Annotated in this window: 24 protein-coding genes; 11 read left to right on the forward strand and 13 right to left on the reverse strand. The window is 53.6% G+C overall.

The features are described 5' to 3' along the window. The first annotated feature begins 1 nt into the window (after position 1). The 4 genes from QHL1GM_RS00405 (at position 2) to QHL1GM_RS00420 (ending at position 4,271) form a co-directional block, all read left to right on the forward strand. Positions 2–865, forward strand: a complete 864-nt coding sequence (locus QHL1GM_RS00405) for an intradiol ring-cleavage dioxygenase (RefSeq protein WP_071692701.1) — start codon at positions 2–4, stop codon at positions 863–865. 59 nt (positions 866–924) lie between these two features. Next, positions 925–1,515: a malonic semialdehyde reductase gene (locus QHL1GM_RS00410; RefSeq protein WP_071692702.1), complete on the forward strand. Its 591-nt coding sequence runs from the start codon at positions 925–927 to the stop codon at positions 1,513–1,515. Positions 1,516–1,636: 121 nt separating this feature from the next. Further along, complete coding sequence (locus QHL1GM_RS00415; RefSeq protein WP_071692703.1) at positions 1,637–2,374, forward strand: sulfite exporter TauE/SafE family protein; 738 nt, start codon at positions 1,637–1,639, stop codon at positions 2,372–2,374. Between the two features lie 115 nt (positions 2,375–2,489). Further along, positions 2,490–4,271: an ABC transporter substrate-binding protein gene (locus tag QHL1GM_RS00420; RefSeq protein WP_071692704.1), complete on the forward strand. Its 1,782-nt coding sequence runs from the start codon at positions 2,490–2,492 to the stop codon at positions 4,269–4,271. Between the two features lie 67 nt (positions 4,272–4,338). On the opposite strand, the gene QHL1GM_RS00425 is transcribed toward QHL1GM_RS00420, so the two are convergent. Then, positions 4,339–5,142, reverse strand: coding sequence for an SDR family NAD(P)-dependent oxidoreductase (locus QHL1GM_RS00425; protein WP_035566719.1), 804 nt, complete (start codon positions 5,140–5,142; stop codon positions 4,339–4,341). Positions 5,143–5,536: 394 nt separating this feature from the next. Here QHL1GM_RS00425 and QHL1GM_RS00430 point away from each other — a divergent pair, with 394 nt between their 5' ends. Then, positions 5,537–6,379, forward strand: a complete 843-nt coding sequence (locus QHL1GM_RS00430; protein WP_071692705.1) for a 3-keto-5-aminohexanoate cleavage protein — start codon at positions 5,537–5,539, stop codon at positions 6,377–6,379. 257 nt (positions 6,380–6,636) lie between these two features. Here the strand turns inward: QHL1GM_RS00430 and QHL1GM_RS00435 are convergent, their stop codons facing one another. Together QHL1GM_RS00435 and QHL1GM_RS00440 are read right to left on the reverse strand one after the other, a co-directional pair. Further along, positions 6,637–7,959, reverse strand: coding sequence for an acetamidase/formamidase family protein (locus tag QHL1GM_RS00435; protein WP_071692706.1), 1,323 nt, complete (start codon positions 7,957–7,959; stop codon positions 6,637–6,639). Positions 7,960–8,332: 373 nt separating this feature from the next. Further along, positions 8,333–10,906 carry an EAL domain-containing protein gene (locus QHL1GM_RS00440; protein ID WP_071692707.1) on the reverse strand — a complete coding sequence of 858 codons (2,574 nt, stop codon included), beginning with the start codon at positions 10,904–10,906 and terminating at the stop codon, positions 8,333–8,335. A 386-nt stretch (positions 10,907–11,292) separates the two neighbouring features. Between QHL1GM_RS00440 and QHL1GM_RS00445 the strand changes: the two genes are divergently transcribed. Continuing rightward, complete coding sequence (locus QHL1GM_RS00445; RefSeq protein WP_368087057.1) at positions 11,293–12,879, forward strand: PilZ domain-containing protein; 1,587 nt, start codon at positions 11,293–11,295, stop codon at positions 12,877–12,879. 12 nt (positions 12,880–12,891) lie between these two features. Here the strand turns inward: QHL1GM_RS00445 and QHL1GM_RS19125 are convergent, their stop codons facing one another. Then, positions 12,892–13,080 carry a hypothetical protein gene (locus QHL1GM_RS19125; protein ID WP_139245587.1) on the reverse strand — a complete coding sequence of 63 codons (189 nt, stop codon included), beginning with the start codon at positions 13,078–13,080 and terminating at the stop codon, positions 12,892–12,894. A gap of 237 nt (positions 13,081–13,317) precedes the next feature. Between QHL1GM_RS19125 and QHL1GM_RS00450 the strand changes: the two genes are divergently transcribed. After that, positions 13,318–13,806, forward strand: a complete 489-nt coding sequence (locus tag QHL1GM_RS00450) for a CreA family protein (RefSeq protein WP_071692709.1) — start codon at positions 13,318–13,320, stop codon at positions 13,804–13,806. Between the two features lie 15 nt (positions 13,807–13,821). On the opposite strand, the gene QHL1GM_RS00455 is transcribed toward QHL1GM_RS00450, so the two are convergent. Continuing rightward, positions 13,822–14,394, reverse strand: coding sequence for a CAP domain-containing protein (locus QHL1GM_RS00455; protein ID WP_071692710.1), 573 nt, complete (start codon positions 14,392–14,394; stop codon positions 13,822–13,824). Continuing rightward, positions 14,375–14,863 carry a pyridoxamine 5'-phosphate oxidase family protein gene (locus QHL1GM_RS00460; RefSeq protein WP_071692711.1) on the reverse strand — a complete coding sequence of 163 codons (489 nt, stop codon included), beginning with the start codon at positions 14,861–14,863 and terminating at the stop codon, positions 14,375–14,377. Before QHL1GM_RS00460 ends, QHL1GM_RS00455 begins: the two co-directional genes overlap by 20 nt. 265 nt (positions 14,864–15,128) lie before the next feature. Here QHL1GM_RS00460 and QHL1GM_RS00465 point away from each other — a divergent pair, with 265 nt between their 5' ends. Continuing rightward, a complete protein-coding gene (locus QHL1GM_RS00465; protein ID WP_071692712.1) occupies positions 15,129–16,109 on the forward strand; it encodes a GlxA family transcriptional regulator in 981 nt (326 codons plus the stop codon). A gap of 107 nt (positions 16,110–16,216) precedes the next feature. Continuing rightward, positions 16,217–17,200, forward strand: a complete 984-nt coding sequence (locus QHL1GM_RS00470) for an ABC transporter substrate-binding protein (protein WP_254795230.1) — start codon at positions 16,217–16,219, stop codon at positions 17,198–17,200. Between the two features lie 50 nt (positions 17,201–17,250). On the opposite strand, the gene QHL1GM_RS00475 is transcribed toward QHL1GM_RS00470, so the two are convergent. Genes QHL1GM_RS00475 through QHL1GM_RS00490 form a run of 4 tightly spaced genes read right to left on the reverse strand, consistent with a single transcriptional unit; the run spans position 17,251 to position 20,382 of the window. Beyond that, the gene (locus QHL1GM_RS00475) at positions 17,251–18,069 is read right to left on the reverse strand and encodes an alpha/beta fold hydrolase (RefSeq protein WP_071692713.1); all 819 of its coding nucleotides are present in this window, start codon (positions 18,067–18,069) and stop codon (positions 17,251–17,253) included. 14 nt (positions 18,070–18,083) lie between these two features. Beyond that, positions 18,084–18,539 (reverse strand): thioesterase family protein, encoded by a 456-nt coding sequence (locus QHL1GM_RS00480; protein WP_071692714.1) that lies wholly within the window; start codon positions 18,537–18,539, stop codon positions 18,084–18,086. Next, complete coding sequence (locus QHL1GM_RS00485) at positions 18,539–19,492, reverse strand: L-carnitine dehydrogenase (RefSeq protein WP_071692715.1); 954 nt, start codon at positions 19,490–19,492, stop codon at positions 18,539–18,541. The genes QHL1GM_RS00480 and QHL1GM_RS00485 overlap by 1 nt, the downstream gene beginning before the upstream one ends. Then, positions 19,489–20,382, reverse strand: coding sequence for a 3-keto-5-aminohexanoate cleavage protein (locus tag QHL1GM_RS00490; protein WP_071692716.1), 894 nt, complete (start codon positions 20,380–20,382; stop codon positions 19,489–19,491). Before QHL1GM_RS00490 ends, QHL1GM_RS00485 begins: the two co-directional genes overlap by 4 nt. Before the next feature lie 300 nt (positions 20,383–20,682). Between QHL1GM_RS00490 and QHL1GM_RS00495 the strand changes: the two genes are divergently transcribed. Next, positions 20,683–21,960, forward strand: coding sequence for a sorbosone dehydrogenase family protein (locus tag QHL1GM_RS00495; protein ID WP_071692717.1), 1,278 nt, complete (start codon positions 20,683–20,685; stop codon positions 21,958–21,960). 100 nt (positions 21,961–22,060) lie between these two features. Beyond that, positions 22,061–22,378, forward strand: coding sequence for a c-type cytochrome (locus tag QHL1GM_RS00500; protein ID WP_071692718.1), 318 nt, complete (start codon positions 22,061–22,063; stop codon positions 22,376–22,378). A 94-nt stretch (positions 22,379–22,472) separates the two neighbouring features. Here the strand turns inward: QHL1GM_RS00500 and QHL1GM_RS00505 are convergent, their stop codons facing one another. Genes QHL1GM_RS00505 through QHL1GM_RS00515 form a run of 3 tightly spaced genes read right to left on the reverse strand, consistent with a single transcriptional unit; the run spans position 22,473 to position 26,844 of the window. Next, the gene (locus QHL1GM_RS00505) at positions 22,473–23,684 is read right to left on the reverse strand and encodes a lipocalin-like domain-containing protein (RefSeq protein WP_071692719.1); all 1,212 of its coding nucleotides are present in this window, start codon (positions 23,682–23,684) and stop codon (positions 22,473–22,475) included. Continuing rightward, positions 23,681–26,182, reverse strand: a complete 2,502-nt coding sequence (locus QHL1GM_RS00510) for an FtsX-like permease family protein (protein WP_071692720.1) — start codon at positions 26,180–26,182, stop codon at positions 23,681–23,683. Before QHL1GM_RS00510 ends, QHL1GM_RS00505 begins: the two co-directional genes overlap by 4 nt. Beyond that, complete coding sequence (locus QHL1GM_RS00515) at positions 26,179–26,844, reverse strand: ABC transporter ATP-binding protein (protein ID WP_071692721.1); 666 nt, start codon at positions 26,842–26,844, stop codon at positions 26,179–26,181. Before QHL1GM_RS00515 ends, QHL1GM_RS00510 begins: the two co-directional genes overlap by 4 nt. Positions 26,845–26,851: the final 7 nt, after the last annotated feature.

Raw genomic sequence — 26,851 nt, forward strand, 5'->3', positions numbered from 1 at the left:
GATGCGCAACCTGACGACTGACAATATCACCGCGGCGGTAATTGAAGATTTCTCTAACTGTGAAGACGCACGGCTAAAGACGCTGCTCAATGGCTTGGTCAAACACCTGCACGCCTATCTGCGTGAAGTGCAACCCACTGAGCAAGAGTGGACCCAGTCGATTGAGTTTCTGACCCGCACGGGGCAAATGTGCGATGACGAACGCCAAGAGTTCATTCTGCTTTCTGACACCCTTGGTGTGACCATGTTGGTGGATGCCATCAACCACTCAAACAGTGACCCGAACATTACCGAAAGTACCGTATTGGGGCCTTTTTATGTGGCGGACCCTCCCCAAGCGAATCAAGGGGATGCCATTAACTGGGGGGTTGAAGGGGAGCCGCTATTCGTTGAAGGCCACGTGCACGATGCCCAGGGTAAGCCATTGGCAAATGTCACTATTGATGTATGGCAGTCGGACAGTGAAGGTTTTTACGACGTCCAAAAGCCCGAGCTTGAAGGCGCTTCATTGCGTGCTCGCTTCCATACCGATAGCCAAGGCGGTTACGCCTTCTGGACCGTCACCCCTTCGCCTTATCCGATCCCAACAGACGGGCCAGTCGGCAAAATGCTCGACATTACCGGGCGGCATCCTTATCGCCCGGCGCATGTGCATTTCATGCTGATGGCGCCGGGGTACGAAACCTTGGTCACCCAAATCTTCGCTGAAGACGACCCCTACCTTGATTCGGATGCGGTATTTGGTGTGAAGGATTCACTGGTGAAGACGTTTGCTCAGCAACCAGCAGGGCAAGCGCCCGATGGTCGGCAGATGGAAACGCCTTACCGCTATTTTCATTACGACTTCGGCTTAAAGACGGCCTGAGCGACTCAACCTGAACGTCCGGCTCGAACTGAGCTGGTTAAACCGAAAGAGGAAACGACATGACAACGATCGATCAAACCGCTATCGCAACGCTATTTACTGAAGCACGTACCCACAACGTTTGGCAGGATCGTGACGTTAGCGAGGAAACGCTGCGCGAGCTGTATAACCTAATGCATTACGGCCCCACCTCGATGAATTGTCAGCCAGCGCGGATTCTGTTCCTGACCACAGATGAGGCCAAAGAGCGCCTGAAATCCGCTCTAATGCCAGGCAATCAGGAAAAAACCATGAAGGCACCGGTGGTTGCCGTGCTTGGTTTCGACACAGAGTTCTATGAGCATCTGCCGCGCATGTTCGCCCATAACAAAGACGCAAAATCGCTGTTCGAAGGAAAACCTGATTTTATTCATTCTACTGCATTTCGTAATAGCTCCATTCAAGGTGGCTATCTCATTTTAGCGGCTCGCGCACTAGGGTTGGACGCCGGCCCTATGTCCGGCTTCAACAATGCGGCCGTGGATGAAGAGTTCTTCCCAGATGGCAAAGTGAAGAGCAATTTTCTGTGTAACTTAGGCTATGGCGATGCGAGCGCATTGTTCCCTCGAGGCGACCGCTTCTCCTTCGATGAAGTGTGCAAAGTGATGTAGAAATTTATGGCAAAGGCTTGCTTGTATGCCTAAACGAAAGGGGGCCGTGACTGTCATGGCCCCCTTTTTCGCTTGCATTGCAGCAAGGGGAGCCACGGCGTAAAACTAATGAGGCGTTGAGATGGTTGTTGACTGGGTATTCGTGGCGTTAATGGTAGTTGCTGTGTTGCTGACTGGTATTTCCAAGTCAGGATTTGCCGGTGGGGTAGGGGTGGTGGCCGTGCCATTAATCTCGTTAAAGGCAAGCCCAACGTTTGCGGTCGCGGTGATGCTGCCGCTACTGATTGTAATGGATGTGTTTAGCCTTAAGGCGTGGTGGCACCAGCGGGTAGGCCGTCTATTGTGGCTTATGTTTCCGCCCGCGGTGCTAGGGGTGGTGGTGGGTTACTTCACCTATGGCTGGTTTGATGAAGCGCTGCTGACATTTCTGTTGGGGGTGTTTTCGGTACTGTTTGGCCTGTGGGGTTTATTCAAACCGCTACGTGGCAAATTAATGCCTGGCTGGGTAGGGCGCCTGTGTGGTGGCATTGCAGGATTTACCAGTTTTATTGCCCATGCGGGCGGGCCACCGCTGAATTTTTACCTACTGCAATGCCAACTGACCAAACAGCAATTCCTAGGGACTGCAGTGGTTTTTCTGGCCATTACTAACCTGGTGAAGCTGGTTCCCTACACCCTACTGGGCTTGGTTAACATTGATAACTTGACCATAGCGCTGCTGCTGATGCCTGTTGCATGGCTGGGGGTTCGGTTGGGGCTGGTTATTCAAAAACGCATCAATGGCGAGCTATTTTTCCGGGTGATTCTTTGCCTGCTTATTCTGCTGGGTATCCGCTTAATCATGGACGGTATAGGCTGACACTTAATGGTAAACTTTTTTTATAGCTGTTCTTTTTTTTAATAGCAGCCCCATCGCGAAAAGTGTTTACCACCACGTTGGCGGCCTGATGGTTTGGTGATGTGTTGGAGTTGTCATGAGAGAAGGTCGTGCTGAGATAAACGAAACAAACCCAGAAGGGCCTTACGATAAGCTATCGCAAATGCCCTCCTCCAAAATCTCGAACACAGAGTTCGCACGATTTATCGACTTCATTGAAAAATTTGAAGATGAAACTGAAAGTTCGCTCTCTATGGCGCTTGGCTATCGTGAGATGCGTATGTTGCTGCACGTCATGCGTAACCACCTTGCGGGTAGGTTAACCACCCCCACGTCTCTAGCCGATGCGTCTGGCCTCACCTACGGTACGGCAAAGCGCGGCATCGAGAGTATCATACAGCGCGGTTTGCTTATCTCGCGCCCACGAACTAAGTCGGGTAAGACGGTTTCGTTGCATCCTTCCCCTCAAATGATCCAGGAGTGGGAAAGCTACATCGAGCGTATTAAAGGACTCCTTGGGCCGTTGTTCGGTATAGACCCAACATCAGATTCAGCCAGTAAGATCTTTCTGGGTATGACGTCATCTGAACGGGTGATATCGACCCCGGCAGTGTTGTCTGCGCGGCTTGAGCTTAAGGGTGGATTACGTGTGTTAGCGCATGCTGACCCAACGTTCATGGCCATGCATAACCTTAAACGTCAGTTGGAGTCGATCTTTGGGTTGGAAATACGTAACAAGGCAAGGTCAATCGATAGTCTGTTAGATGAGATTCTAAACAATGCTCGTTTAGCTAAGTCGCGCTACGACGTAGTGGCCTGTGACTTACCCTGGTTTGGTGAGTTAGCGGCGGATGGTGTTCTGATGCCACTTGATGCATTAATCAAACGCGATGATTATGATTTCTCTGATTTTCATCCAATGGCTATTCAGAGCTCAGGGTATGCGGGCAGTCAGTACGGTATACCCGTTCAAACAACGCCAGAATTACTCTGCTATCGTCAGGATGTTTTCGAGGCGATGCAGTTGACGCCTCCAACCACAACAGAAGCGCTTGTCAAAGTTGCTAGACAGCTACATGAACCTGCCAAAGGGCGTTACGGCATCGCTTGGAATGCAGCGAGAGGCACACCCCTCGGGCATACCTTTAGTTTTCTTATGGCGAAGTTCGGTCAGCCGCTCCTTAATCTACCGAGTTGTCAGGGAGGTTATGACTTTCAGCAAGCCAGAGGCGAGCAGCTACGTCCTATGTTTCAGTCAGATGCCGCTTATAGGGCCTGCGAATATATGCTGGATATACTGAAATATTCACCGCCTAATATCCTCAGTATGTCTTGGTACGAGCGTGCACAGTCTTATGCATCGGGTGAAACCAGTATGGCCTACTGCTACACGCTACTCGCCCCGCTGTTTGAGTTGAATCGGCACTCACCTGCTTATGGCAATACTAGCTATCTTCCCCATCCTGTTGGAAATCATGGCCGTGCCATAACCCCAATAGGAGGTTATGCACTCGCCATTCCCGCTAACTTAGCACCAGAGCGTGTTGAGGCAGTGTGGACGGCTTTACGGCATCTGACATCTGCAAACATGTCCAAGCTCTACATTATGAATGGCAGCCTAGTGACGCCCCGTTTCAGTGTTAGCCAAGATCCTGAAGTCTCTGCCTTATCCCCACTCATAAAAATTGTCGACGATATGGCACAAAAGGATATTTTACAGGCTTGGCCACGCCCCCCCGTGCCAGGAATTACCGACCTTATTAGTATCGCAGGCAATGAGATATTCGAGGTGCTAGATGGTAGGCGCTCGATTAAGAAAGCCTTGTCGATCGCCCAGGAACGCGCGGACAAAGTGATGCGAGACAAAGGGCATTATTGAGTGAGGCGCGAACAGTAAGGAGTGTGCATAACCCCATGCCTGAAAGACAGGCATGGGGGAGTGCCTGTTACTGCATGATCATACCGCCATCGATCATCAGCAGTTGGCCTGTCATATAATCGGATTCTGCGCTGGCCAAGAAAGACGCGGTGCCGACCACATCTTCAGGGTAGGAGTAACGCTTCATAAGAATCATCTTCTCCGCCAGCTCATCCATCGACTGCCCCTGCTTATCGAACTTGCCGATGCTGACCAAGTCTTTGTCGAGCTGCTCCCAAAGCTCAGTGCGTACGACGCCAGGACCATAGCCATTAACGGTAATATTGTGGTCTACCAAGGCTTTAGCGCCACCATTAATCATGGCGAGCACGGCGTGCTTGCTGCAGGAATAAGGGACCACGTCATCAAAAGCCTGACGCGATAGAATTGAGCCAACGTTAATGATTTTGTAAGGCCCGTTATCTTTGCCCTGATTGATCATCTGCTTAGCGGCTTCCTGCATGCCGAGTAGGCACCCTAACGCGTTAACATCCATGATCTGATGCCAGTTTTCCTCGGTAATATCCAGGAACATTAATGGCTTGTTAATACCCGCATTATTGACCATCACGTTCAAGCTACCAAAGGCATCAACCGTTGCTTTAACCGCGGCCTGCACTTCGGCACGGTCGGTGACGTTGAGTTTGACCGCAATGGCGTCGCCGCCGTTTGCTTTGATGCGCGCAGCGACTTCCTCGCACCCTTCAATATTGATATCTGCTACGCACACCTTGGCGCCTTGAGCCGCATAGTGTTCGGCAACGGCGGCGCCCATGCCACGTGCAGCGCCTGTAATTAAGCAGTTTTTACCTTTGAGTCGAGTGTTGTCCATGAGGTCACCTTAGAAATCTTATTGTGGGTCTCTCTCCGCCACCAAGATAAATAGTCTTTGTTGTTGGACGTAGGGAGTCTGCGTTAACAAGGGCATCCGTCGTTTATCCTGCATTGCTAATGACAGATTTATAACCTTGTGATGGCATATTCTCGGTATGTAACACAGGCAATGACAGGTTGGTCAGTCGTTAATATGACCAGATTGGACGTTTCTACGGGCACTGCGTTATGGGAAGGGATATAGCTAGTGTTTAATATCAGCTTTATAGCTTTAGTTTAAATAACAGCGTTTTACTATTTCAGGTTCTCGCCCAGTGAAAGTTCCTGAAAGTGGGTTTGATGCTAAAAACTTCAAGGCTATTTATTTGCAATAAGAACAAAGAGAGGTGTCTATGTCTCAGCCCTGTATTATCTGTGTCGCTATCACCGGCAGCCTGCCGCGCAAAGAGAACAATCCTGCCGTGCCGATTACGGTTGAAGAGCAGATTGAAAGTACCCAGGCGGCTTTTGAAGCGGGCGCGACTATCGCTCATTGCCATGTGCGTAACGATGATCAAACACCCTCATCAGACCCGGAAAAGTTTGGCCGCTTGATGGAAGGGCTCAAGAAACACTGTCCCGGTATGATTATTCAGCTCTCAACCGGCGGCCGCTCTGGCGCAGGTGAGGCGCGTGGCGGGATGCTGTCGCTTAAACCCGACATGGCCAGTCTGTCGGTAGGCTCGAACAACTTCCCGAATCGTGTTTACGAGAACCCTCCTGAGTTGGTGGAGTGGCTTGCCGATGAGATGCTTAAGTACGACATTAAGCCTGAGATCGAGGCGTTTGATCTGTCGCATATTCACCAAGCGGTGACTCTTTCGAAGCAAGGCAAGCTAAAGACGCCGCTCTACGTGCAGTTTGTCATGGGTGTTAAAAATTCTATGCCAGCGGACAAACCCACTTTTGATTTCTATATCGAGACGCTCAAGCGACTAGCACCGGATGCACAATGGTGCGGTGCAGGCATTGGTGCCAATCAATACCTGCTTAACGAGTGGTCGATTGCGGCGGGCGGTCATACACGCACCGGACTTGAAGATAACGTGCGCCTGGACAGCAATACTCTGGCGCCCTCAAACGCTGCATTAGTTGAGCGTACCGTTGCGTTGTGCGAAAAGTACAGCCGCCCGGTAGCGACGTGGAAACAAGCGCGTGAAATATTGGGGCTTCAAATGAATGGTAGCCAAAGGTAAACACTACTAATACTTGGAGGTGCACCTTGCTATTCAGTAAATCAGTCAGCCAAGACGTACTATTAATCACAACCGAGTCAGAAAATTACAAGTCCAGTACACTTCAGGCTACAAGATAAAAGATCGTATATGTCTTAACTTGTACGAATCTTGGTTATAAGCTTTGTGGAAAAACTACTTAAACGCCCCACTGCAATAGTGGGGCGTTAGTGGTGTTACACCTTAGCTCTGAACTAAAAGCTTATTGCTTGGCATATTTAGAGTTCGTACTGCTCTCGGGCATAATCGCCAAGTCCCACTGCATCAAGCCGCGCAAGTGGAGCAAGGAAAGTGACTTGTATCACGCCGGGAGCACGGCCAATCTCAATAGCGCCATTGACGGTAGCTCGATTCCGGATTTCTGCCACAGTTAAATCGAGCAATTTCGCGGCTCGCTCCAGACCATTCTCAATGGCATCGTTGAGATTCGCGGCCGTACCTACCACAGAGATCGGTGCTAGCGGTTCGATTTCTGACACTCCCCATTTTTCCGCCAGTCGCACTCCTTTTGCCTTTTCCGCCGCACTAAAAGGTTTTGCTAACGGTGGCAGGTCTTCCAGCAGTGGGAAAAGCACGGGGCCGTCAATCGGATAGTTCTTTACGACTTCGACCTGAAGAGTCACGCTTCCAGAGACGTCCATGGTATGCCCAGCTATTTCACCATCGCCTTGACCCGCATGCATGTCGCCCATATAGACACCTGCGCCGGGTACCTTAACCGGCGCGATGAGAATCGAACCTGCGCGTACCGCATCTATATCCATGTGCCCATCGGTCTTGTGCTCGGCTAACTGCTCGGGCGTGAGGCTATATTCGTGCGGCGCCCCCAATAGAAAGGCACCGAAATCCCCCGCATTGTGACTGTCGGGCATTGGAATTGACGGGCAAGTACCCAATTGCCCCATAAAAGGCCGCGTACGAATAAGCGTTCCTGGCATGTCCGAGGGAGCATAATTAAGAATGGATTGCTGACGGCTTTGGTCGGGGAGGGCCGAGTAGTGAGAGGCTTTTTTCGCGAAGATTTCGGCAACATTGCTAGGAACGGTTAGACCAACAGTCCGGGTATCATCAAAAGTGACGGTATATCCATGGACGATTTCAAACGGCTTGACCGGGTTGTTACACACATCGCATTTTACTGCATCTTGTCCAAAACCTTCGATATGTGTTTCGGGCCCGATGGTGTCACAGATGGGACATCTCGCAGCGACGTAAGGATCACCGAGGCAAAAGCCTTCAGGAGAGCTGTCATGCCCCGACGCGGTAGCAATCGAGGTAACGGTAATGTCACGGATGCGGATGGCAACGCCATCACCGACTTCAGCACCCTCAACAAATACAGGTTTTGTTACTTCATGCCCGCCCCTCAGGCTAGGTGTGATCATCGGCCCCCAGCAACCCGGCGCAGTGTTAGAGATGATCGTACCGCCGTTTTCGACTGGCCCTAACATTGGGGCGTTCGGATCCAGCACGCTGTTGGTGAATTCTTGAACTACAACGCTTCGTTGAGCAACATGCGAATCCTTAGTTACATCCTTCATAATACTCTACGCTCGCTTTTTAAGTATTTGTATTAAATAAAGTATGCTCATCATTAGAAATCTTCAATATCGTTAGCGCGGAAAGGTGGGTGATTTTTTTGGGTTTGAAAGGACTAGATGGGTAATCCAAACTATTGCATTATCTCCCTGCATCATCGCCATTGCTCATTAAGGCAATGCCATTATTATGATTGAGTGAACCGCCTTGGGTAATCTAGATACCTACCTGCTACTTCACTTCCTTAGAAAAGCGACAGCGCATGTGCATCCCATTATTACGAGGTAGCCGCTGCGAAATGTTAATATAGGAAATTTGGAAGCAAAGTAGTCAGATTCTCCGGGACGGCATCACATAGGTGATATGTGGCATGGCTTACGCTTTGACAGCGGGCAATATATCCGGAAGTGCTACCACAGCATCCCTTGGCATGGGCCTAGCGAATAGGAAGCCTTGCAGTAAATCGCAGTTACGACGGACTAAATCCTGCTGCTGCTCGCGCTCTTCAATGCCTTCTGCCACCACGACCAAATCCATGTGGTGGGCCATGGTGATAATTCCCTGCACGATGGCGGCATTATTGCGACTGGTTGCTATGTCTTTGATGAAAGCTCGGTCGAGCTTCACTTTGTGAATAGGCAGGTCGCGCAGATAGCTCAAGCTTGAGAAGCCTGTTCCGAAGTCGTCTAGAGCTACCTTAATGCCCATTAACTTAAGCTCGTTGATCAACTCTATAGCCTGACCGGCACCGTCTAACAACACGCTCTCGGTCACTTCAAGTTCAAGAAACTCCGGAGGTAGCCCAGTCTCGGCTAGTACCCGTTGGACTTCCTCTAGAAAACCTTCACGTCGAAACTGAAGTGATGAAATATTGACGGCCACCGGCACCACCCGCTCGCCTTCGGAAATCATAGCGGCAACATCTTGGCAGGCGCGACGCAGTACCCAGCGACCCAATGGAATAATTTGGCCCGTTCGTTCAGCCAGCGGGATAAACACCCCAGGCGAAATCATTCCTTTCTCAGGGTGATGCCAACGGATTAGCGCCTCCAAACCACGGATACGGCCGTTGACTGCCTCTACAATGGGCTGGTAATACAGCTCGAACTGCTCCTGCTGCAGCGCTGTATGCAGGTCATGGCGCAGTAGTACAGCTTCTTCTGTGGTCCGTTGTACATCACCCTGATACCAATTCCAGGTATTTCGCCCCTGTTGCTTGGCCTCTCCCATGGCCAAGCCAGCACGCTGCAATAGCTCATGGGCGTGTTCAACGACACCGCAGGTGCAGGCAATGCCAATGCTGGCACTGATATGTAACGACTTGCCATCAATTTGGAAAGGCAGTGTGAATGCGTCCAGAACACGTTCCGCAAACACATTGCCTGACGGACGACCATCCAGGTTGGCAAACACCAAAGCGAACTCATCGCCGGTTAGCCGGGCCAAGGTATCGCTCTGCTCGATTAGACGCTGAAGGCGCTCTGCTACAGCAATCAGCAATAAATTACCGATGTGATGCCCCAATCCATCATTAACCGTCTTGAAGTCATCCAAATCAAGGTGCATGACCACTAGCATGCCTTGCGACTGTTGGGCATGCTCGAAGGCTTGCTCCAGGCGTTCATCCAGCTCAGTACGATTAGGTAACCCAGTCAGTAGGTCATGCGTTGCCTGGTAGGCGAGTTGCGATTCCTGTTCGCGTTGCTGGGTGATGTCCTGCTGGATGCCAATGTAGTGGGTGCAAATGCCTTGTTCATCGAATACCGGGCTGAGCGACAAATAATTCCAGAAGGACGCGCCATCCTTGCGGTAATTGAGTAACGGTGTTTCAACCGACTCCCGGTTGGCAATCGCCTGGCGAACGGCCAGTACTGCCTGCCGATCAGTGTCTGGCCCCTGCAAGAACCGACAGTTGCGGCCCAACGCTTCCTCTTGGTTATAGCCAGTTAGACGATAGAAGGCATCGTTGGCATAGATCAGCGGCATTTCAGGCTTGCTGGCATCCGCCATGAGCACCCCATTAGGGGTCGCCTGGATGCCTCTTTCCAACAGACTTCGAGACGCCTCTGCCCGTTTAAGTGCCGTAATATCTTTGCAAATACCATAGACACCGACGATTTCACCATCAACAGACACGGGGAAATTAAGAACTTCGAGATAATAGGCATATCCATCGTGGTGTCTGCCCATGGTCTCGTATTGGCGATTACCGCCCCGCTTGGCGGTATCAAAACTAGCCTGGGTGAGTGTCTGATAATCAGGTTCAATAAACTCATTAAAGTGATGACCGATTAGCGCCTCTGCCGGGTAGCCAGTAATCCGTGATAAAGCAGCGTTACCGCGCTGGAATCGCCCTTCTAAATCAAACTCATAAACACCGTCAGGGTGGTTCACAAATAGCGAGCGGTGCCATTCCGACAAACTGCGGTGATGACTTGAGTCGCGATCGCGGACGATGGCTAACGCGACGAGCGAAGCCGCCAAGTGCAAAAGATCCTCACTCGTTTCGCTAGGGCAGTAGGGCTGTCGGAAGTAAGTGCCGAAAGTACCCAACAACTCGCCAGTGGCCGTCATCACTGGGCTTGACCAGCAGGCGCGCAACTCTTCTTGGGCTGCGGCTTCGCGAAACGCCAGCCAGCGAGAATCCGTGCGAATGTCTTCAGTAATTACCTGTTCCTGCCGGTAGGCCGCACAGCCAAAAGAGGCCGAACTTGGGCCGATAGGCACTTCTTTCAGTTGATTCTGATAACGTTTAGAGAAGCGCAGGCTAGGGTAGAGGCTTAGCGACTGGCGATCCAGATTGAAGCGCATGAAAGCCACGATGGCGTCAGGCAACATAATTTCAATCCAGCTGGCGATGGCATCCAGCGTTTGACCGAGAGGCGCTTGTTGAGCAATCAGCTCATGCACTTCGCGCTGAGCCTCCATCATCGAACGTTCGTTATGCATGGCAGCGTCCCCGTGCGATCTGCACTGATAGATAGCCTTTTAAGAATTTTGAAGAGAGTGGACTAGTTGCCTGATGCGGGCAAGGCGGTATTGTTAGAGCGCACTGCCAGTACAAAACATTACGTACCTAGTGATTGTTATGGCCCTTAAAGTCTATATAGTCTCCTGCATAATAGAAAATGCCTATGCCCTTGATATAGGTGAATAATTATCAATACCACATTCGCAGGTATTATTTAATGGCGGCTCCACTTCTGTACGAAAATCCATCAGCAAGCGTGATTCGATCGCTGCTTCAACACACTCACGAGTTATCTATATATTCCAAAGACATGCCCTATGCCATAAAGGCAGAAGTTATTGAATTAAACCTAGGTAACGGGAGCATGATGCTGGAAGTGGAGTACGCGGGTTCAGACATCGAGCGTTATGTAGCCACAGGCAACTTAAGTTTTGACTTGGAAGCATTGAAAGGGGCCCACAGCAATGAGCGCGAAACTTACAGCCTCAGTAATGTTGCCGCTAAGTTGCTCCAGATTGACAGTGCGTTGTATCGCCTAGAGTGCCAGCTACCCGAATCCGTGTTCGTAAAGGAGAACCGAGGCGCCGTTCGTATCCCGTTCATTCTGGGCATGCAGACCCGGGTTGGCATCGAAGTTTATCTGAATGAACTCAACGTGCCAGGCAGGCTTCGAAACCTGTCTATTGGTGGTTGTATGGTCGATATTGACCTAGCTGACAGCATTGCGATTGGCGTAGATCAGGAGATTCCTGGGGTAACGCTGGAGTTTCCTAACGGCGATAGTTTTTTTGCCGAAGGCAAAATCCGTCATATACGCCCCTTCGGTAACCACGGCTATGCGGCCGTCGGTATTCAGTTCATCAACTTGTCGATGCCTCAGACTGAATCACTGTTTCACTACGTGAATGAGTCAGAAAGAGAGGCTGCCTACCGTACCGGCACGAACGACAAAATGGTTAATCACTCCTCTCTGTTTATCCCGGGTGCCAAGGAGAAGAAAATCCAGCATCGAGAAGCTTTGGAACGTGATAAACGCTCTCGCCAGTCGCCTATGGAACGGGGAGTGATGGACGTGTCTCATCAGCTGCAAGTGGGGTTGATGTACATGAAAACGCGACAGCTGTTCCCAACCGAGATTTTTTACGATTGCGTTGATACTTTGCGCTACCTAGTGGAGCAGGATCGTAAGACGTTTCTCTATGCCCTCGCATTTTTACGCGATGAATCAGACTGGGTCAGACACGCCATACAGGTCGCCGGGCAGCTGGCTGACATGCTGCTGACCCGCGACCCACATAACCCTCAAGTGCGGGAGGCAGTGCTAGGTGCCTTGCTGCATACCATGGGCAAGCCTTTGTTGATCAGCGCGGAGCTGCCGTCGCTAAAGGTCAACATGAACCCCACCCAAAAAGTGATTCTTAGCGGCCACGTCACAGCGCTGCAAGACAAGCTTAGCGAGCTTTGCTGGGAACCAAGTCCCACCTGTCGCGAAGTCATCGAGAAAGCCAATGAACGCCTGGATGGCTCCGGTTACCCAGCAGGTAATTGCGGCGAACAGCTATCCGATCTGGTGCGGCTAGTGTCTGTGATCAAGGCGATTAATAAACTACTTCATGCGCGTAACGGGGAATCTCCACGCCCACCGCTTGACGCCTACCGCAGGATTCATGAGACGGACACGGTTTACGACAAAACGGTGCTGGTGGAGTATATCCAAATTTATGGCCTATACCCGATTGGCAGTTTGGCCAAGTTCTCGGCTGGCTTCCTTGCCTGGGTCATGGATATCAACGGTAAGGGCATGCCGAGCCAAGTTTACGTAATCAAGAACCTTCGCTTTCCTGATACCAACATCAGTAGTGTCATCAAACAAAGCGACTTGTCCCAGATAGGCAAGCTTGAAGGGATTGTTAACCCTTCGGATTATGGGGTGAAGGTGCTAAAAATCTAGAAATACTAGGCTTTAAGGTCGATGATCTGAGTTATCGTCAGGCCGCCGCTCTGATGTATGACGCGGCGTGTCCTGCTGGTGTTGAGGTGTCCGCTTTCCAGAATTACGATCCCGAAACTTACTCCAGGCGGATTTGGCTTTCTGTTGGTTTTCTGGCTTACGCAGCCAGTTTGCTGCTGCCATCATTATCCACTTTTTCATGTGAACCTCCTGGTTCCTTTTCAGAGGTGTATATGCGACCTACCATTTGGCCTATATCCTAACTATTCAATATTGACTCATCTTTATAACATTACAAGGACGTTCTGGTACTATTTTATAGACTGATCTTAAAGGTTATCTGAAGACATAAATTTGGTCCGACGTCTCCCCCCTGATTGAGTAATGATGCTTTTCGATTGCCCCCCACGTGGCTGACCATTGCCAAGGAAGTTACCCATGTTTTTCCCAAAACGCGTTGCCTTCACGTCGCTCATTGCTATGTTCGCGCTGCTACCGCCCGCGCTATTGGCTCAGGATGCCCACATTGGCAGCGTGCGTACCGAGTTCAAGCTGCTAGGCCCAAACAACACCATTGAAGTGGAGCGCTTCGATGACCCGAAGGTTCAGGGTATTTCCTGTTATCTCTCCTACTCGCAGATTGGCGGGATATCTGGTGCGGTGGGGCTTGCTGAGGAAGCCAGTGAGGCGAGTGTGGCCTGTCGGCAGACAGGCGAGATCATCTTCGACCTTGCTGAAGTAGAGGAGCAAGAGGTGATTTTTACTCAGCGTCGCTCGGCGCTTTTCAAAAATATGCGCGTCGTTCGCATGCATGACGCTGAAACCCAGACCTTTGTATACCTGACCTACAGCACCAAGCTAGTAGATGGCTCGCCAAAAAATGCGATTACTGCCGTCAACTATGGTGCGATAGGGGACGACCAGTAAATGATTTGTGGGCGCTTAGCGAGGATTGCCGAATGTTTGTGTCCAGTAGGTTGAATAGCGCGATTCTGAATTGCTGGTTTTCGCCATGCCCATCTCTGTGAAGGCGTCATTCATGATATTGCGGCAGTGGCCGGGACTCTCTAGCCAGCCTTCCACTGCAGCGGAAACCGAGGTGTGGCCAGCGGCGATATTTTCACCTACGGCTTGCCACACGTAATCCTGATTATCCACACGCTGCTCGATACCTACACCATCAGGGCCGGTATGGCTAAAGTAGTCATTTGCGGCCATGTCTTGGGAGTGGCTCTCGGCCGCTGCTTCCAGTTTGCAGCTCCACACTAACGCTTCCACGGCCTCAAACCGTCGGTCGCCGCATTGTCGAGCCTGGCTACGCGCTTCGTTAACCAGCGACAGCATTGCCTGCTGCTGATCGTTGAGTTCGCATTCGACCGGATGGCTAGCATTATCACTTTGGGGCTCGTCACTGGCCCAAGAGCTGCCTGAACCCATGAGTATGATGACCATGAGGCTGGGAAGCGCCCCGAGAGTGGGGCGCTTTGGATGGAAGTTATCCACCGAATTTTTCATTCTCGCCAAGGTTCGGAGTTGCGTCCTTTTTGAGGTTCGCTTTGGCGATTTCGTAAAGCTGGAACGTCTTACTCTCTTTGGCTTTCCAGTGCTCACCCATCTGCACTTTAATTTCTAGCAGGGCGACGTCTGGATCGTCTTTACCTTCGGGGAACCAGGCGGCGATGAAAGGGTTCCAGTATTTTTCGATCAGGTCGCGGTTGTCGATCAGGTTGGCTTTGCCCGATAGCGATACGTAGACGCCATCTTCCTGGTCGGAGAAACTCAAGCACACATCGTGATCGCTTTCGGTCTCAAACACCTTTTCAGCACTGCGGCGGGTGAAGAACCACAGGGTGCCGTCGTACTCTTCTTGCACCAAGTGCATTGGCCGTGCGCGAGGGGTATCGTTATCCAGCGTCACGAGCATGCCAACTTTGATATCTTTGATCATCTTCCAGATCTTTTGCTTATGTTCCGGGCTGGACATAGCTTCACTCTCCTTATGAATTGGCCTTATGAATCGGGTACCGAAAATAGCCATAGACAATGATTGTACAATGTTAATGGCTGGCTACAGCTTAGCTACCATTTTCGTCATCAGCAAATGCACTTTTGAATAAACCTGTATCTTGCCAAGTAACGTCCAACTTGATGTGCCCTCGGTTACTGGGCAGGATCAAAATGACGCAATACGCTGCTTAATACTGTAGAAGCGCCTTTTTGAAATTAATTTAATACGCTTAGGTATTGTGATGCGTCTTAGTTACCAGGGCCCGCTGCCTGAAATGGTGGGATTTTTACTACTGCCGCAGTATTCGATGATGGCCTTCTTTGCGGCGGTAGAGCCACTGCGAATTGCCAATCGTATTGCCCATCGCCCGCTGTTCGACTGGACGTTGATAAGCGCTGACGGTGGGCCGGTGACGGCGTCTAACGGTATGACCCTGATGGCCGATCAATCGACGGCAGAAGTGCACCATCTGCCGTCGCTGGCGGTATGCAGTGGCTTTACTCCAGAGGCGCATCTTACCCGGCCGTTAATGGCTTGGCTTCATCAGTTGGATCAGGCGGGCTGCTGTTTGGGTGGGATTGATACCGGGGCGTTTCTGCTCGCCGCTACAGGGTTGCTAAAGCACGAGCGGGTGGCGCTGCACTGGGAGAGCCTGCCAGCGTTTCGTGAGCGCTTTCCGGGCATTGATACTACCGATGAGCTTTACGAGTTGGGCGAGCGGCGTTTCTCCTGTGCGGGCGGGGCAGCGGCGATGGATATGGCGCTGGAAGTGATTGCCCGGCGGCATGGTGCAAAGCTGGCCATTGATGTCTCCGAACAGCTGATCCATGACCGAATTCGCACCCGCAGCGATCAGCAGCGCATGGCGTTGGTGAAGCGTTTGGGCACGCATAATCGGCGCGTTGTGGAGGCGGTTGCACTGATGGAGCAGAACCTGGAAGAACCGCTCACCCTGGATGAGATAGCCAGCCGTGTAGAGGTGTCGGTGCGCCAGTTGCAGCGCTTGTTTGAGCAAGAGCTAAACGTAACTCCGCGTCAATGGTACTTGCAGCTGCGCGTCAAGCGCGCACGGCGACTGCTGGCTGAGACCGACTTGGCGGTGTTGGCGGTGGGCGTGGCCTGTGGGTTTAGTTCATCATCGAGCTTTGCGCGTACGTTTCGAGCTCATTACGGTTACTCGCCTCGGCAGGTGCGTTCTGCCATAGCAGAAAAAGACCTTTAAAGCGTAATGAGTGTCGCTTAATGCCTGATAAGTGTCGCCTAGTGTCTAGTAGTGGGAGGGCAGCCGCGCATACTAGCTAAACCCAACTAATAAAGAGGTTTAACTAAATGTCGGTCACTGCTATTTCTGTCACTAACAACTCTGCCACCACCAACTCTACCGCTACCAAGTCGTTGTCGTTGACAGCGGGCTTCTTACTTGCTGCGTTTGCTGCCACACCTGCCATGGCAGAGCTTGATGAACTGCGCTTTGGGGTGCCGCCGTGGCCTGGGGTGACGGTAAAGTCTGAAGTGGCAGCCCAGCTACTTGAGGCCATGGGGTACGAGACCCGCCAGCAAGATTTAGCGGTCAGCGTTATTTTGGAAGGCTTGTCGCGCAACGACCTGGAAATCTATCTGGGTGGCTGGTATCCGGTACAGACAGATATGGTTGAGCCGCTAGTGGCCGACGGTAAAGTCGAAAAAGTGGTTTCCAATATCAGTGGGGCCAATTCCGGGCTAGTGGTTCCCCAGTATGTTTACGATGCGGGCGTCACCACGGTTGCCGAGCTGGCAGAACACCAAGACCGCTTCGATGGTGAAATCCAGGGAATTGAAGCGGGCACCGGCATTAACGATGCGATTCTCAATGCCATCGATAACGACCTTGCGGGCCTTGGCGAGTGGCAGCTCCGCGAGAGCTCTACATCGGCCATGCTGGCCCAGGCAGAGCAACAAATGGCCGATGAAGAGTGGGTGACCTTTGTCGGCTGGGAGCCTCACTGGATGAACGTGAGCTTTGATTTGGCCTATTTAGCCGACAGCGATGATGCGGGCGTGGCCTCCATTGAAAGCACGGTATGGACTATTACACCTGCCAGCCTGGCGGACGAAGCGCCTGAAGTTCACCGCTTCCTGTCGCAGTACGTGATCGATATCGAAGATCAAAACGATTGGGTGCATGAGTACAGCTACGAAGAGCGCCCGGCGGATGAAGTGGCGAACGAGTGGATTGGCAACAACCTGGATACCGTTGCCGAGTGGCTGGAGGGTGTTGAAACCCGCGATGGCGAATCCGCCGTTGAGCAAGTGCGAGCCCAGTTCGGTTCTTAATAGTACGGCTCGTAAAACCTAAGCTGAGATTAACCCGAAACAGCGCCTTATTAATTAAGGCGCTGTTTTAGTTTTTGGCAAAAGTCCTGCCAAGCCGCACTCATATCGGGTAGCAGCGCGTGGGCGTGAAGGGCGGCATGAACCATGTTCGGGGCGCAGCGATAGCCTACCGAGGCGCCTTCCTTACGCCAATTGGCTATTGCGGCTTCGATGGGGAGTGTCAGTGGGTCTCTCTCTACGGTCAGCATTTCAATGCGTGTGGCAGGCGGGCGGCGGTCCCGCTGAGTAGCAATAATCTCAGGGCACTGTTGACGAATGCTGAGCACGTCGTCGCGTGAAAGCAGCGGTGCATCTTCTCCCAAGCAATCAAATGAAAGCTCGCCAACGATTGGGTAGATCAACCCGAGTGGGGGCGCTTCTTTGCGCTGATGGGCAAGGTCAATGGCTAATCGCCCGCCTGCACTGTCGCCCACCAGCGCGACAGGTTGAAACGCTTCTAGCGCCGCTTGGCAGTCTGCCAACATGGCAGGGTAATCCACCTCCGGTGCCAGCCGATAGTTAACGCTTACTACTTCACGTTCTAACGCTTGCGCCAAGCTGGCGTCGGGGCCATGGTGGCTCTCTGTTGAGCCGATGGTAAAACCGCCGCCATGAATAAACAGCACGCAGCCCGGCGTTCGCTGTTGGGGTATAAAGCGGCGCACGTTAACACCATCACAAACGCTATTTTCGTCCCGCATTTCTGCCGGGTCGGGTGGGGCAAACGTGCAGCAAAGCTTGTCGTAGGCGCGCCGCGCTTGTGGCAATGAGAGATACTCCATCACGGCCAGCCCGGCGCTAAAGCGCTGAATAAAGTCGTCTACGTTCATCGCTACTGCAACCCTTAGCGTCGAATGCCGATGGTGCGTCCGGCAAGCTCGGGCCAAGCGTCTTTATTGGCTTGAGGTAGTTCCGCTACGCGATTCGCAATCGGTTCTGGAAACTGGGCGGGACGCCCAGACGCTTGCTCCATACCCATCAGCATCTGTTCGCTGGTTGCTATCAGATTGCCTTCATCATCGAACATGGCGAAAAACACGTGCAGACGTTTTGTATCGCTATCCAATAGCGTCAGGTTCACGTTGAGCGCTTGGCCTTGGTGCGCTTCGCGGCGATAGCAGAGATGCGTTTCCAGGGTATAGATCGTGTAGCCATAGTGCTCACGGCCCGCTTCATCTAAGCCTATCTGGTCAATCAGCGCTTCGCAGGCCTGGGAAAAGACGCGGGCGTACTCCGCGTCGTTCATGTGCCCGTTGTAGTCAACCCACTCGGGGGCGACGTGGGTTTCATGGATGATCATTAAATGCGTCCCTTAAGGCCTTCGGCTTCCGGCCAGTATTTTTGCACCACCTCCAGCAGCTCGACTAAAAAGTCATCCCGGCGCCGGTCAAGTGTCGCCACTGAGCGACCAGCTGCTTGATGCTCACAGCCCTCGACGACTTTATCAATCAATTCATCGGTGAGCTCCGGTGCCTCCAACTTGGTCCAAGGTAGTTTTAGCGCTGGGCCAAACTGCTCCAGCATATGGCGCATGCCTGGCTCGCCGCCCGCTAGGTGGAAGGTTAAGAACGTGCCCATCAACGGCCAGCGGAGTCCACAGCCGTAAACTACCGCGGCATCGATCTCTTCGGTGGTCGCCACGCCATCGTTGACCAGATGCAGGGCTTCACGCCATAGCGCTTCCATTAAGCGGTCAGCGATATGGCCCTCAATTTCACGGCGAACCACCAGTGGGCGCATAGCGAGCGCCTGATATAGCCCTTGGGCGCTGGTAATCTGCGCTGGCTGGGTTGCCTCACCGCCAACAAGCTCTACCAAGGGCAGTAAATACACCGGGTTGAAGGGGTGAGCGACGATCACGCGCCCAGGCGCTTGTTGGCACTGTAGCTGCAGGTCGGTGGGCTTAAAGCCCGAGGTAGACGAGCCAATGATGACGTCCGGTGCGGCAGCCGCGTCAATGGTAGCTAAGATCTCTTGTTTAAGTTCCAAGCGCTCGGGGACGTTTTCCTGAATTAGGTCAGCGCCATCCACGGCTTTTTCAATTGTATCTGCAAAGGTTAACCGCTCAGGGCTAGCATCGGGCTCTAAGCCTAGCTGGGTTAATGAGAGCCAAGCGTTGTCGATAAAGGATTGGGTGCGCGCAGGCGCGCTGGGGTCTGGGTCGAAGGCGACGACGTCCCAGCCTTGGGCGAGGGCACGGGCAATCCAACCGTTGCCAATCACGCCGGTACCAATAACGGCTAAGCGGCTCATGCATCACCTCCTGACGGGTCACGTAACTGCAAATGTGCGCGGGTTTCCGCGGGAGTCATTACTCGGGCGCCGAGGTTTTCAATAATGGTCGATGCTTTCTCCACGAGCTGGCCGTTGTTAGCCAGCACGCCTTTCTCTAAAAACAGGTTATCTTCCAATCCCACTCGGGCATGACCACCCAGCAGTACCGCTTGGGCGACCATGGGCATTTGATGGCGACCAATGCCGAAGGCGGCCCAGTTAGCGTTGGCGGGCAATTTGTTGCGCATCGCCAGCATCGTTTCGGTGTCCGCTTCGGCACCCCAGGGAATACCCAGGCAGAGCTGATAGAGCGGGTCGCCATCGATCAAGCTCTCTTGCTGAAGCTGACGGGCAAACCAGACGTGGCCCAGATCAAAGCACTCCAGCTCCGGCTTAACGCCTGCGGCCTGAACGAGGCGGGCGTGTTCGCGCAGCCAGTCCGCAGGGTTGACGTAGACCATGTCGCCAAAATTGAGGCTGCCGCAGTCCAACGTGCACAACTCAGGGAGTAGCTCGCCCACCGGGGCGTGACGTTCGGCGGGCGTTTGAATATCGGTGCCAGGGCCGCCGCGGGTGGGGTCTGTGGCATCAGGTATCCAGTCGCCGCCGCCGCCAGCGGTGATGTTCATCACGATATCCACATCAGCCTCGCGGACGCGCTCCATCACTTCGCGGAATTGGTCGGTCGAGTGGCTGATGCCGCCGGTTTCCGGGTCGCGAACGTGGATATGCGCGATGCTGGCCCCGGCACGCGCTGCTTCAATGCAGGACGCAGCGATAGCCTTAGGTGTAACAGGTACATTGGGGTTTTTAGCGGTGGTATCTCCCGCGCCAGTTACGGCACAGGTGAGAATGACATTGCGGTTCATAGCGTGCTCTCTAGTTAGCAGTTTATTCGCTTACTAGTGTGTCGCCGTGGGCAGACATTAGTTGTCATAAAGCGACATTCGCCATACACAAAGTGCAGTTTTTGATTTTCGCTAATTAATCCCCGTTAATTTACCTGCTTCTCCTCGCTACTCACGATGGAGGTTTGCTCGCTTTGAAAAGTGCTGATTAGAAACTTGGTTAGTGGGAAATATTGACCGCCATGGCTGCCGATCTAAACTAAATAAGCCCATGGCAAAGTTGATAACAAACACAAACAACGCTAGGAAGGAGTGCCTTCAATGACCCATAAACCCTTTCTGCGGCCGCTATCTGCCTTCATCGCTTCTGCGGTGATCGTCGGCTTACCCGCCGTTGCGACTGCCAATGAGCCGGAGCTAAGCCAGACTGAGGTGTTAACCGGTCTTGAAAATCCTTGGGATATGGCCTTTCTGCCCGATGGGACGATGTTTTACACCGAACGCTGTCGAGGGCTGTCGGTACGGCTACCCGATGGTGAGGTAGAGCACCTGCTGGGGATGGAAGGCACGGAGGAATATGCCACTACTGCCGATGATCTTGTTTGCGAAGGCCAGGCGGGGATGAACGGTGTTGCGGTCGATCCAGATTTTGACGAAAACCGCACGGTCTACGTTTACTCAGCTTCCCAAATGTCTGAACCACGTACCAATCGTGTGCTGCGCCTAACGGTGAACAGTGATTTTAATGAGGTATCGGATCGTACCGACATTGTTGAGGACATTCCCTACAAACCCGCCGCCACCGACCATCCATTTGGCGATGCTGGCGCCCATAATGGCGGGCGTATCCGCTTCAGTCCGGATGACGGTTACCTTTACGTGACCACCGGCGACAACCATAACAGTGAGATTCCTCAGTCTCCGGATCTGCTAGGTGGCAAGGTCCTGCGGATTGACCGGGATGGTGAGGCAGCCGAGGGTAACGAACCGCCTGAGGGCTTTGATCCGCGGATTTATACTTATGGCCACCGTAATGTCCAAGGCATCACTTTCCACCCGGATACCGGCCAGCCCATCGTGACGGAGCACGGCCCTTGGCATTCGGATGAGATCAATGCGCTGGTCAATGGTGGTAACAGTGGTTGGGATCCGAAACCCAATATGGCCGGTCGTGGCGACTGCCCAGACGATTACTGCGGTTATGAGCCTAATCAGACCGAGGGGATGGATCCAGCCGAGCGGGCGGCCTATATGCCGGTGACCGACACCGAAACCTACCCCGATGCTATGCAGCCTGCCTGGAAAAACGATGGTCTTTCACAGGGCATCGCTCCTGCCGAATTCCTAATCGGTGAGCAGTGGGGCGACTGGGACGGCCGTCTGCTGGTTGGTTTTATGGGAATTGGTTTCGGAGGTACGCCGGTGGGCCAACGTATTAATCTGATTGATATTGCGGAAGATGGTCTTTCGGTTAATGACATTGCCGAAATGTCCCTGCCAATGGGGACGGCCCGCTTCCGGTCAATTGTGCTGGGCCCAGAGGGTGATCTCTATACGGCAGTGGATGAAGGTAGCATTTACCGGATCACACCAGAGTGAGCAATGCGCAGCCGCACAGGCGTATTCCCGTGCGGCTGCGCGTTTACCCCAAGCCGCCTCAAACTTTTGATCAAAATCACTCTGCTGGGAAAAGGTCACTATGAAGATATCGCTGTTTTTCGTCATCGCGACTGCGCTGACGATGGGCTCGGCTACTCTGCAGGCGGCAGATAAGGCCGCCGGAGAAGCGCTGTATGCGGAGGCATGTGCTCAATGTCACGGCCCAAACGGGAAGGGGATGGCTAGCTTTCCATCGCTTAGTGGTCGGGACGCGGACTATATTACTTCCCGCCTTGAAACGTATCGGTCAGGTGAGAAAGTAGGATCAAACTCCTTTCTGATGATCCCCAACGCTACCGATTTGTCGGATGATGACATTGCTAACCTTGCCGCTTTTATCACCGAGAGTGACGAGTGACCTAGCTTTTGAAAAGAGCCGTTGAAAAGAGCCGTTGAAAAGAGCTGTTTAAAAGAACTCTTTAAAAGAGCTAGTTAAATTAGGCTATTGCCTGTTAATACCCGGTCATTTCCAAGTAACCTTCGCCAAGCGACTCGCCGCTAGCTCGGTCGTTGACCACCACTTCGCCCTCCCAGTAAGGCACGCTGGTGGTCATCCAGCGGTTGGCGTAAGGCGCTGCGATATTGATATCGATCGCCACTGACGGTATTTCCAGCCGCCATTGAGTGGGCACATCGCGGCCGGCAACAGCTGATGTGGCCAGTGGCGTCAGGATGATCTCGTCTGTTGCTAAGGGTGTGGCGTCGCCTTGGGGGGTAATCCAGGTGCCGGAACGGTAGTCTGTGCCTTGCTCTTGATCAGCGTCGCCACCACTGCCATCACCACCACCGCGTAGCTGAAACGCCATCAGCTTTTGGCCGTCATCAAAGTGGATCGAGAACCAGTCCCAGCCGGATTGACGGGCATCAAGCAGTTGGCTGCTCCATTCTCGATCCAGCCAGCCGCGCCCGCTGACTGTTTTGGTCTCGCCGTTGAGGGTGACGTCGCCGTTTATCCGCCAGAAGGGCTGGCTGTAGTACATGGAGCCCTGGCCATTGGCGGCTTTCTGACTAAAGCCCTCTGCTCCGTGTAGTACCAGCGGCCCTTCGGCGGTCAGTTCTAAGCGGTAGCCAAAACGCGATTCACCTTCCCCGCTGTAGGCAGTGAGCGTTAGATGGTTGAAATCGGTGCTTGCGGCTTCTTCATTCGCTTTAAGCTGCCAATCATCCAGCCACGCATGAAAGGGGCTAGCCACTACGCCTGCTTGGCTGTTTTGGGCATTACTTAGCTGAGACTGTGAGTGGCTGCGCCCGAAACGCTCGGCAACTTCGTGCTGCTCGCCCTGTGAGATCGCCATATGGGCCATCCAGAGTTGATCAGCCGCCCAAGGAGTAGGCGCAGGGCGTTCGCTGGGTGGCATCAGCGCCTGGCGGAAGAGTGTCCACTGCAGGCCGAGGGGGTCACCCGCGGCATCCTTCAGATTAGCGGTGAGATACCACCATTCGATGCGGTAATCTGGATGGGCGGCATGCTCTTGGGGAAAATCTTCTGGGAAAGTTAGTGGCTGATTAGGCCGGGCATGCTCAAAACCATCTGCGTCTTCTCCTAAACCGGCAAAGCCTGAACTACTGGTAGGCGCTGGATCTTCGTCGCCACAGCCATAAAGAATCAGCATCCCAGTGGCGATTAGCAGAAGAAGCAAGTAGCGCATTCGCCGTAAGCTCATTGATTGGCCTCTTCTGCCAGTAAGGCCCGCGGTGAAGCGCGCCAGAAACGCAGCGTGGGCAGGGCCGCTGCCAAGAGCGCCACACCGACGGCGGTTGCCAGTGTCACGGCCATTTCCCAGGGAAACAGATAGAGCGGCAGTCGCCAGCCGAAGGCGGCCACATTGATAATGGCCACTAATCCCCAGGTAATCACGATACCCAGCGGGACGGCCAGCAGGCCGGTGACTAACGCTGCGCCGCCTAGTTGCGCCAAATTCAATTGTGCCAGCTGTGTTCGAGGAACGCCCAGCGCCCATAGAGGTGCTAACTGTTGGCGTCGGCTGCGCGCCTGGGCTAACAGGCTGGCGAATAGCGCGAGGGCCGCTACTGCGAGGGTCAATACATTCAGTGCGCGGGTGATGGTAAATGTGCGCTCGAAAATCTCGGTGGCGATACGCTTAATCCCGGCTTGGTCGCTTAGCGCATCGCTGCCGAGGACAAAGCGTTCGCGCAGAGCAGCACGCAGGGCATCAACATTGGCGTCATCATTCAACACTAACCCCATGGAGCTCGGCGGCGCATTAAAACGCGCGGCAAGCTGGGGCGATGCCACCAGCACCTGCCCGCTGGGGTTGCCGTAGTCGGGATAAATAGCGGCGATTGTTAGCGTTTCATTGGCGCCCGGCGCGCTCAGGGTTAGGCGATTACCGGGGGCAAGATTCTCTGCGGTGGCAAGTTGCTCGTTAACAAAAATCGCACCATCGCCAAAGGCTGCCCAAGCGGATGCGCGGTCTTGTTGGGTTGCCAGCAACGGCCAGTGAGGGGTTAATGATTTGCCTGGGGTGATGCCGTAAAGCTCGATAGGTGTGCCTAAAGCGCGACTACCTTCTGGCGTTGTGGCGGCCTGTAGGGTGGCATCACTGCGCCGAGTGAGCAGACGCTCGAAGACCTCCGGGCGATCAGCCAGCCAAACATCAATATCCGCATACTGCTCGGTGGGGGCATTCAAATAGAGCGGGGCGACTAGCCGCTGATCAAGCCAGTCTAAAAACGTAAGACGAAAGCCGCCGACCATGCTACCCACCCCCAGATTGGTCGCTAAGGCGATGAGTAGTGCCATCATGGCCAGTGACAGTCTGGGTAACTGAAGCTGCATATCCGCCATTGCCCAGTGAATAAGCGGGCGCCGCCGGACAAGGTGTGTCAGCGTTCTCAGTACCAGCGCTAAAAAGGGCGGGAGCCACAGGGCGCTTGCCAGCAGCAGCGCGGCAATTAGCCCAAAACCTGCCACTAAGCCATCGCCAGGGGGCTGGAAACGTAACCAGGCATACAGCGCTAGCGCAATGCTCAAGGCGATCGCACCACCGATGCCCATTAGTGTTAATTGCCGACGGTAACCACTACGCCAAGCCTGCATCTGGCCTAATTCCAGCATGTTTAAGCGAGCAGCGCGCCATAATACGCCGCTGCCCGCCAGCAGTAGCCCGCTAAGGCTAACCGCCAGCCCTCCCACCCAGTAATGCCAAGGCAGGTTTAGCTCTTGCCCCACACCTGCGCCATAGAGTGAGCCCAGGGTGGCAGCGACATCGGGCAGTAACAAGCGTGCCAGCCATACACCGCTGGCTATACCGGCAAGCGCTCCGATTAGGCCGAGCAGAATTAGCTCTAAGCTGAGCGCTATGACTAAACGGCGCCCTGATACACCCAGCACCCGCAGGGTGCGCAGCATGCCCAGGCGTTGCTCTAAAGCCAGGCCCAGCGCCGCCTGAACAATGAAGAGTCCCACGACCCAGGCAAGTAGCCCCAGCGCGGTAAGGTTTAGGTGAAAGCTTTCAGTCAGTTGGCCGGGGGAGGCAAGCGTGGTGGCGCGGGTGAGTGTTAATCCGGTGGGCGTTTCTGATAGTGCTCCCGGTGCGGCCACAATGCGCGTAATCTCATCGCCGCTTTCAAGTAACCGGGCTGCGGCGGCAATATCCATGATCAGCGTGTCCGGCGGTAGCGCTGGGGCTAAAACGAGCGGCGGGAGTGTCTTGCCATCTTTCAGGGTCGGGGTGGCACCCGAGGCTTTTTCGCGCTCTATTCCTAGGGCTGCCAAGGCGTCAGGCGCTACGCGTGTTTGCCACGGGGGGCTTAGAAAATCGCTTAGCGAAGTAGACGTGTTTACTTGAGCCAGTGCGTTATCGCTGGAAAGGGTAAGGGGGTCAATACCGATCAGGGTTAGCCGTGTGCCATCTTGAGTAACGACTTCACCCTCTAGCATGGGCGAAACGGGCAAGCCTGCTTGGCGCAGGGAGTGATACTCGGTACGACTGAATGGTGTGCCATCGCGCCGCTCAAGTTGATCCAGCTGGGTGTCAAACATTGCATCGGCGCGGTCATAGCTGTCTCGCGCGGTGGCATTGATCGCTTGGATACCACTCCATAGGGCGCTGGCCACCCATAGGCCGAGTAGCAGCATGATCAGTTGGCCGGGATGGCGCCGGTAGTGGCTAAGTAACGTTGCTAGAACCCGGGTCATGGTGTCGCGTCTAGTAGACGACCGTGGCGCAGGCGTAGGCAGCGATCAAGCGGTGCCGCCACTTGCAGGCTGTGGGTGACGATGAGTAGGGCGCAATGCGTTTCGCGAACCAGGCTCAATAGCAGGTCAAGCACTTCGCCTGCGGTGGTTTCATCCAAATTGCCCGTGGGTTCATCGGCGAGCAGCAGAGGCGGGCGCGGTGCCAGAGCACGGCCAATGGCTAAGCGCTGCTGCTGCCCGCCAGAGAGCTGCTCAGGGTAACGTTTTTCCATGCCCGTCAGCCCGAGCCGCTTAATTAAGTAGCCTGACCAGTCAGCGTCGTCGCGGCTGGCTAGGCGCGCCTGCAAGCGCAAATTGTCGATCACCGTTAGGCTGGGGACTAAATGGAACTGCTGGAAGACTAAACCCAATTGCTCGCGGCGTAGTTTGGCGCGGGTGGGCTCGGGTAAAGAGGCGACGTTCTGTCCTTCGAGGGTAATGACACCTTGGTCGGGTAGATCTAATCCGGCGGCAAGATGAAGTAGAGTGGATTTGCCGCTCCCAGATTCGCCCATTAGCCCTAGGCTTTGCCCGGCGGCCAAGCGTAGGGATACATTTTCAAGCACCTTCAACGGGCCTTGGGGCGTCGCGTAGGTTTTATGTACCTGGTGAAGTTCCAGCATGGCGGCT

Source organism: Halomonas sp. QHL1, from assembly GCF_001882345.1.
Classification (GTDB): domain Bacteria; phylum Pseudomonadota; class Gammaproteobacteria; order Pseudomonadales; family Halomonadaceae; genus Vreelandella.

Bases quoted from the DNA above. Each gene is read 5' to 3' on its own strand.
- QHL1GM_RS00405 (WP_071692701.1), top strand. From the start codon at position 2: ATGCGCAACCTGACGACTGACAATATCACCGCGGCGGTAATTGAAGAT.
- QHL1GM_RS00410 (WP_071692702.1), top strand. From the start codon at position 925: ATGACAACGATCGATCAAACCGCTATCGCAACGCTATTTACTGAAGCA.
- QHL1GM_RS00415 (WP_071692703.1), top strand. From the start codon at position 1,637: ATGGTTGTTGACTGGGTATTCGTGGCGTTAATGGTAGTTGCTGTGTTG.
- QHL1GM_RS00420 (WP_071692704.1), top strand. From the start codon at position 2,490: ATGAGAGAAGGTCGTGCTGAGATAAACGAAACAAACCCAGAAGGGCCT.
- QHL1GM_RS00425 (WP_035566719.1), bottom strand. From the start codon at position 5,142: ATGGACAACACTCGACTCAAAGGTAAAAACTGCTTAATTACAGGCGCT.
- QHL1GM_RS00430 (WP_071692705.1), top strand. From the start codon at position 5,537: ATGTCTCAGCCCTGTATTATCTGTGTCGCTATCACCGGCAGCCTGCCG.
- QHL1GM_RS00435 (WP_071692706.1), bottom strand. From the start codon at position 7,959: ATGAAGGATGTAACTAAGGATTCGCATGTTGCTCAACGAAGCGTTGTA.
- QHL1GM_RS00440 (WP_071692707.1), bottom strand. From the start codon at position 10,906: ATGCATAACGAACGTTCGATGATGGAGGCTCAGCGCGAAGTGCATGAG.
- QHL1GM_RS00445 (WP_368087057.1), top strand. From the start codon at position 11,293: ATGATGCTGGAAGTGGAGTACGCGGGTTCAGACATCGAGCGTTATGTA.
- QHL1GM_RS19125 (WP_139245587.1), bottom strand. From the start codon at position 13,080: ATGAAAAAGTGGATAATGATGGCAGCAGCAAACTGGCTGCGTAAGCCA.
- QHL1GM_RS00450 (WP_071692709.1), top strand. From the start codon at position 13,318: ATGTTTTTCCCAAAACGCGTTGCCTTCACGTCGCTCATTGCTATGTTC.
- QHL1GM_RS00455 (WP_071692710.1), bottom strand. From the start codon at position 14,394: ATGAAAAATTCGGTGGATAACTTCCATCCAAAGCGCCCCACTCTCGGG.
- QHL1GM_RS00460 (WP_071692711.1), bottom strand. From the start codon at position 14,863: ATGTCCAGCCCGGAACATAAGCAAAAGATCTGGAAGATGATCAAAGAT.
- QHL1GM_RS00465 (WP_071692712.1), top strand. From the start codon at position 15,129: ATGCGTCTTAGTTACCAGGGCCCGCTGCCTGAAATGGTGGGATTTTTA.
- QHL1GM_RS00470 (WP_254795230.1), top strand. From the start codon at position 16,217: ATGTCGGTCACTGCTATTTCTGTCACTAACAACTCTGCCACCACCAAC.
- QHL1GM_RS00475 (WP_071692713.1), bottom strand. From the start codon at position 18,069: ATGAACGTAGACGACTTTATTCAGCGCTTTAGCGCCGGGCTGGCCGTG.
- QHL1GM_RS00480 (WP_071692714.1), bottom strand. From the start codon at position 18,539: ATGATCATCCATGAAACCCACGTCGCCCCCGAGTGGGTTGACTACAAC.
- QHL1GM_RS00485 (WP_071692715.1), bottom strand. From the start codon at position 19,492: ATGAGCCGCTTAGCCGTTATTGGTACCGGCGTGATTGGCAACGGTTGG.
- QHL1GM_RS00490 (WP_071692716.1), bottom strand. From the start codon at position 20,382: ATGAACCGCAATGTCATTCTCACCTGTGCCGTAACTGGCGCGGGAGAT.
- QHL1GM_RS00495 (WP_071692717.1), top strand. From the start codon at position 20,683: ATGACCCATAAACCCTTTCTGCGGCCGCTATCTGCCTTCATCGCTTCT.
- QHL1GM_RS00500 (WP_071692718.1), top strand. From the start codon at position 22,061: ATGAAGATATCGCTGTTTTTCGTCATCGCGACTGCGCTGACGATGGGC.
- QHL1GM_RS00505 (WP_071692719.1), bottom strand. From the start codon at position 23,684: ATGAGCTTACGGCGAATGCGCTACTTGCTTCTTCTGCTAATCGCCACT.
- QHL1GM_RS00510 (WP_071692720.1), bottom strand. From the start codon at position 26,182: ATGACCCGGGTTCTAGCAACGTTACTTAGCCACTACCGGCGCCATCCC.
- QHL1GM_RS00515 (WP_071692721.1), bottom strand. From the start codon at position 26,844: ATGCTGGAACTTCACCAGGTACATAAAACCTACGCGACGCCCCAAGGC.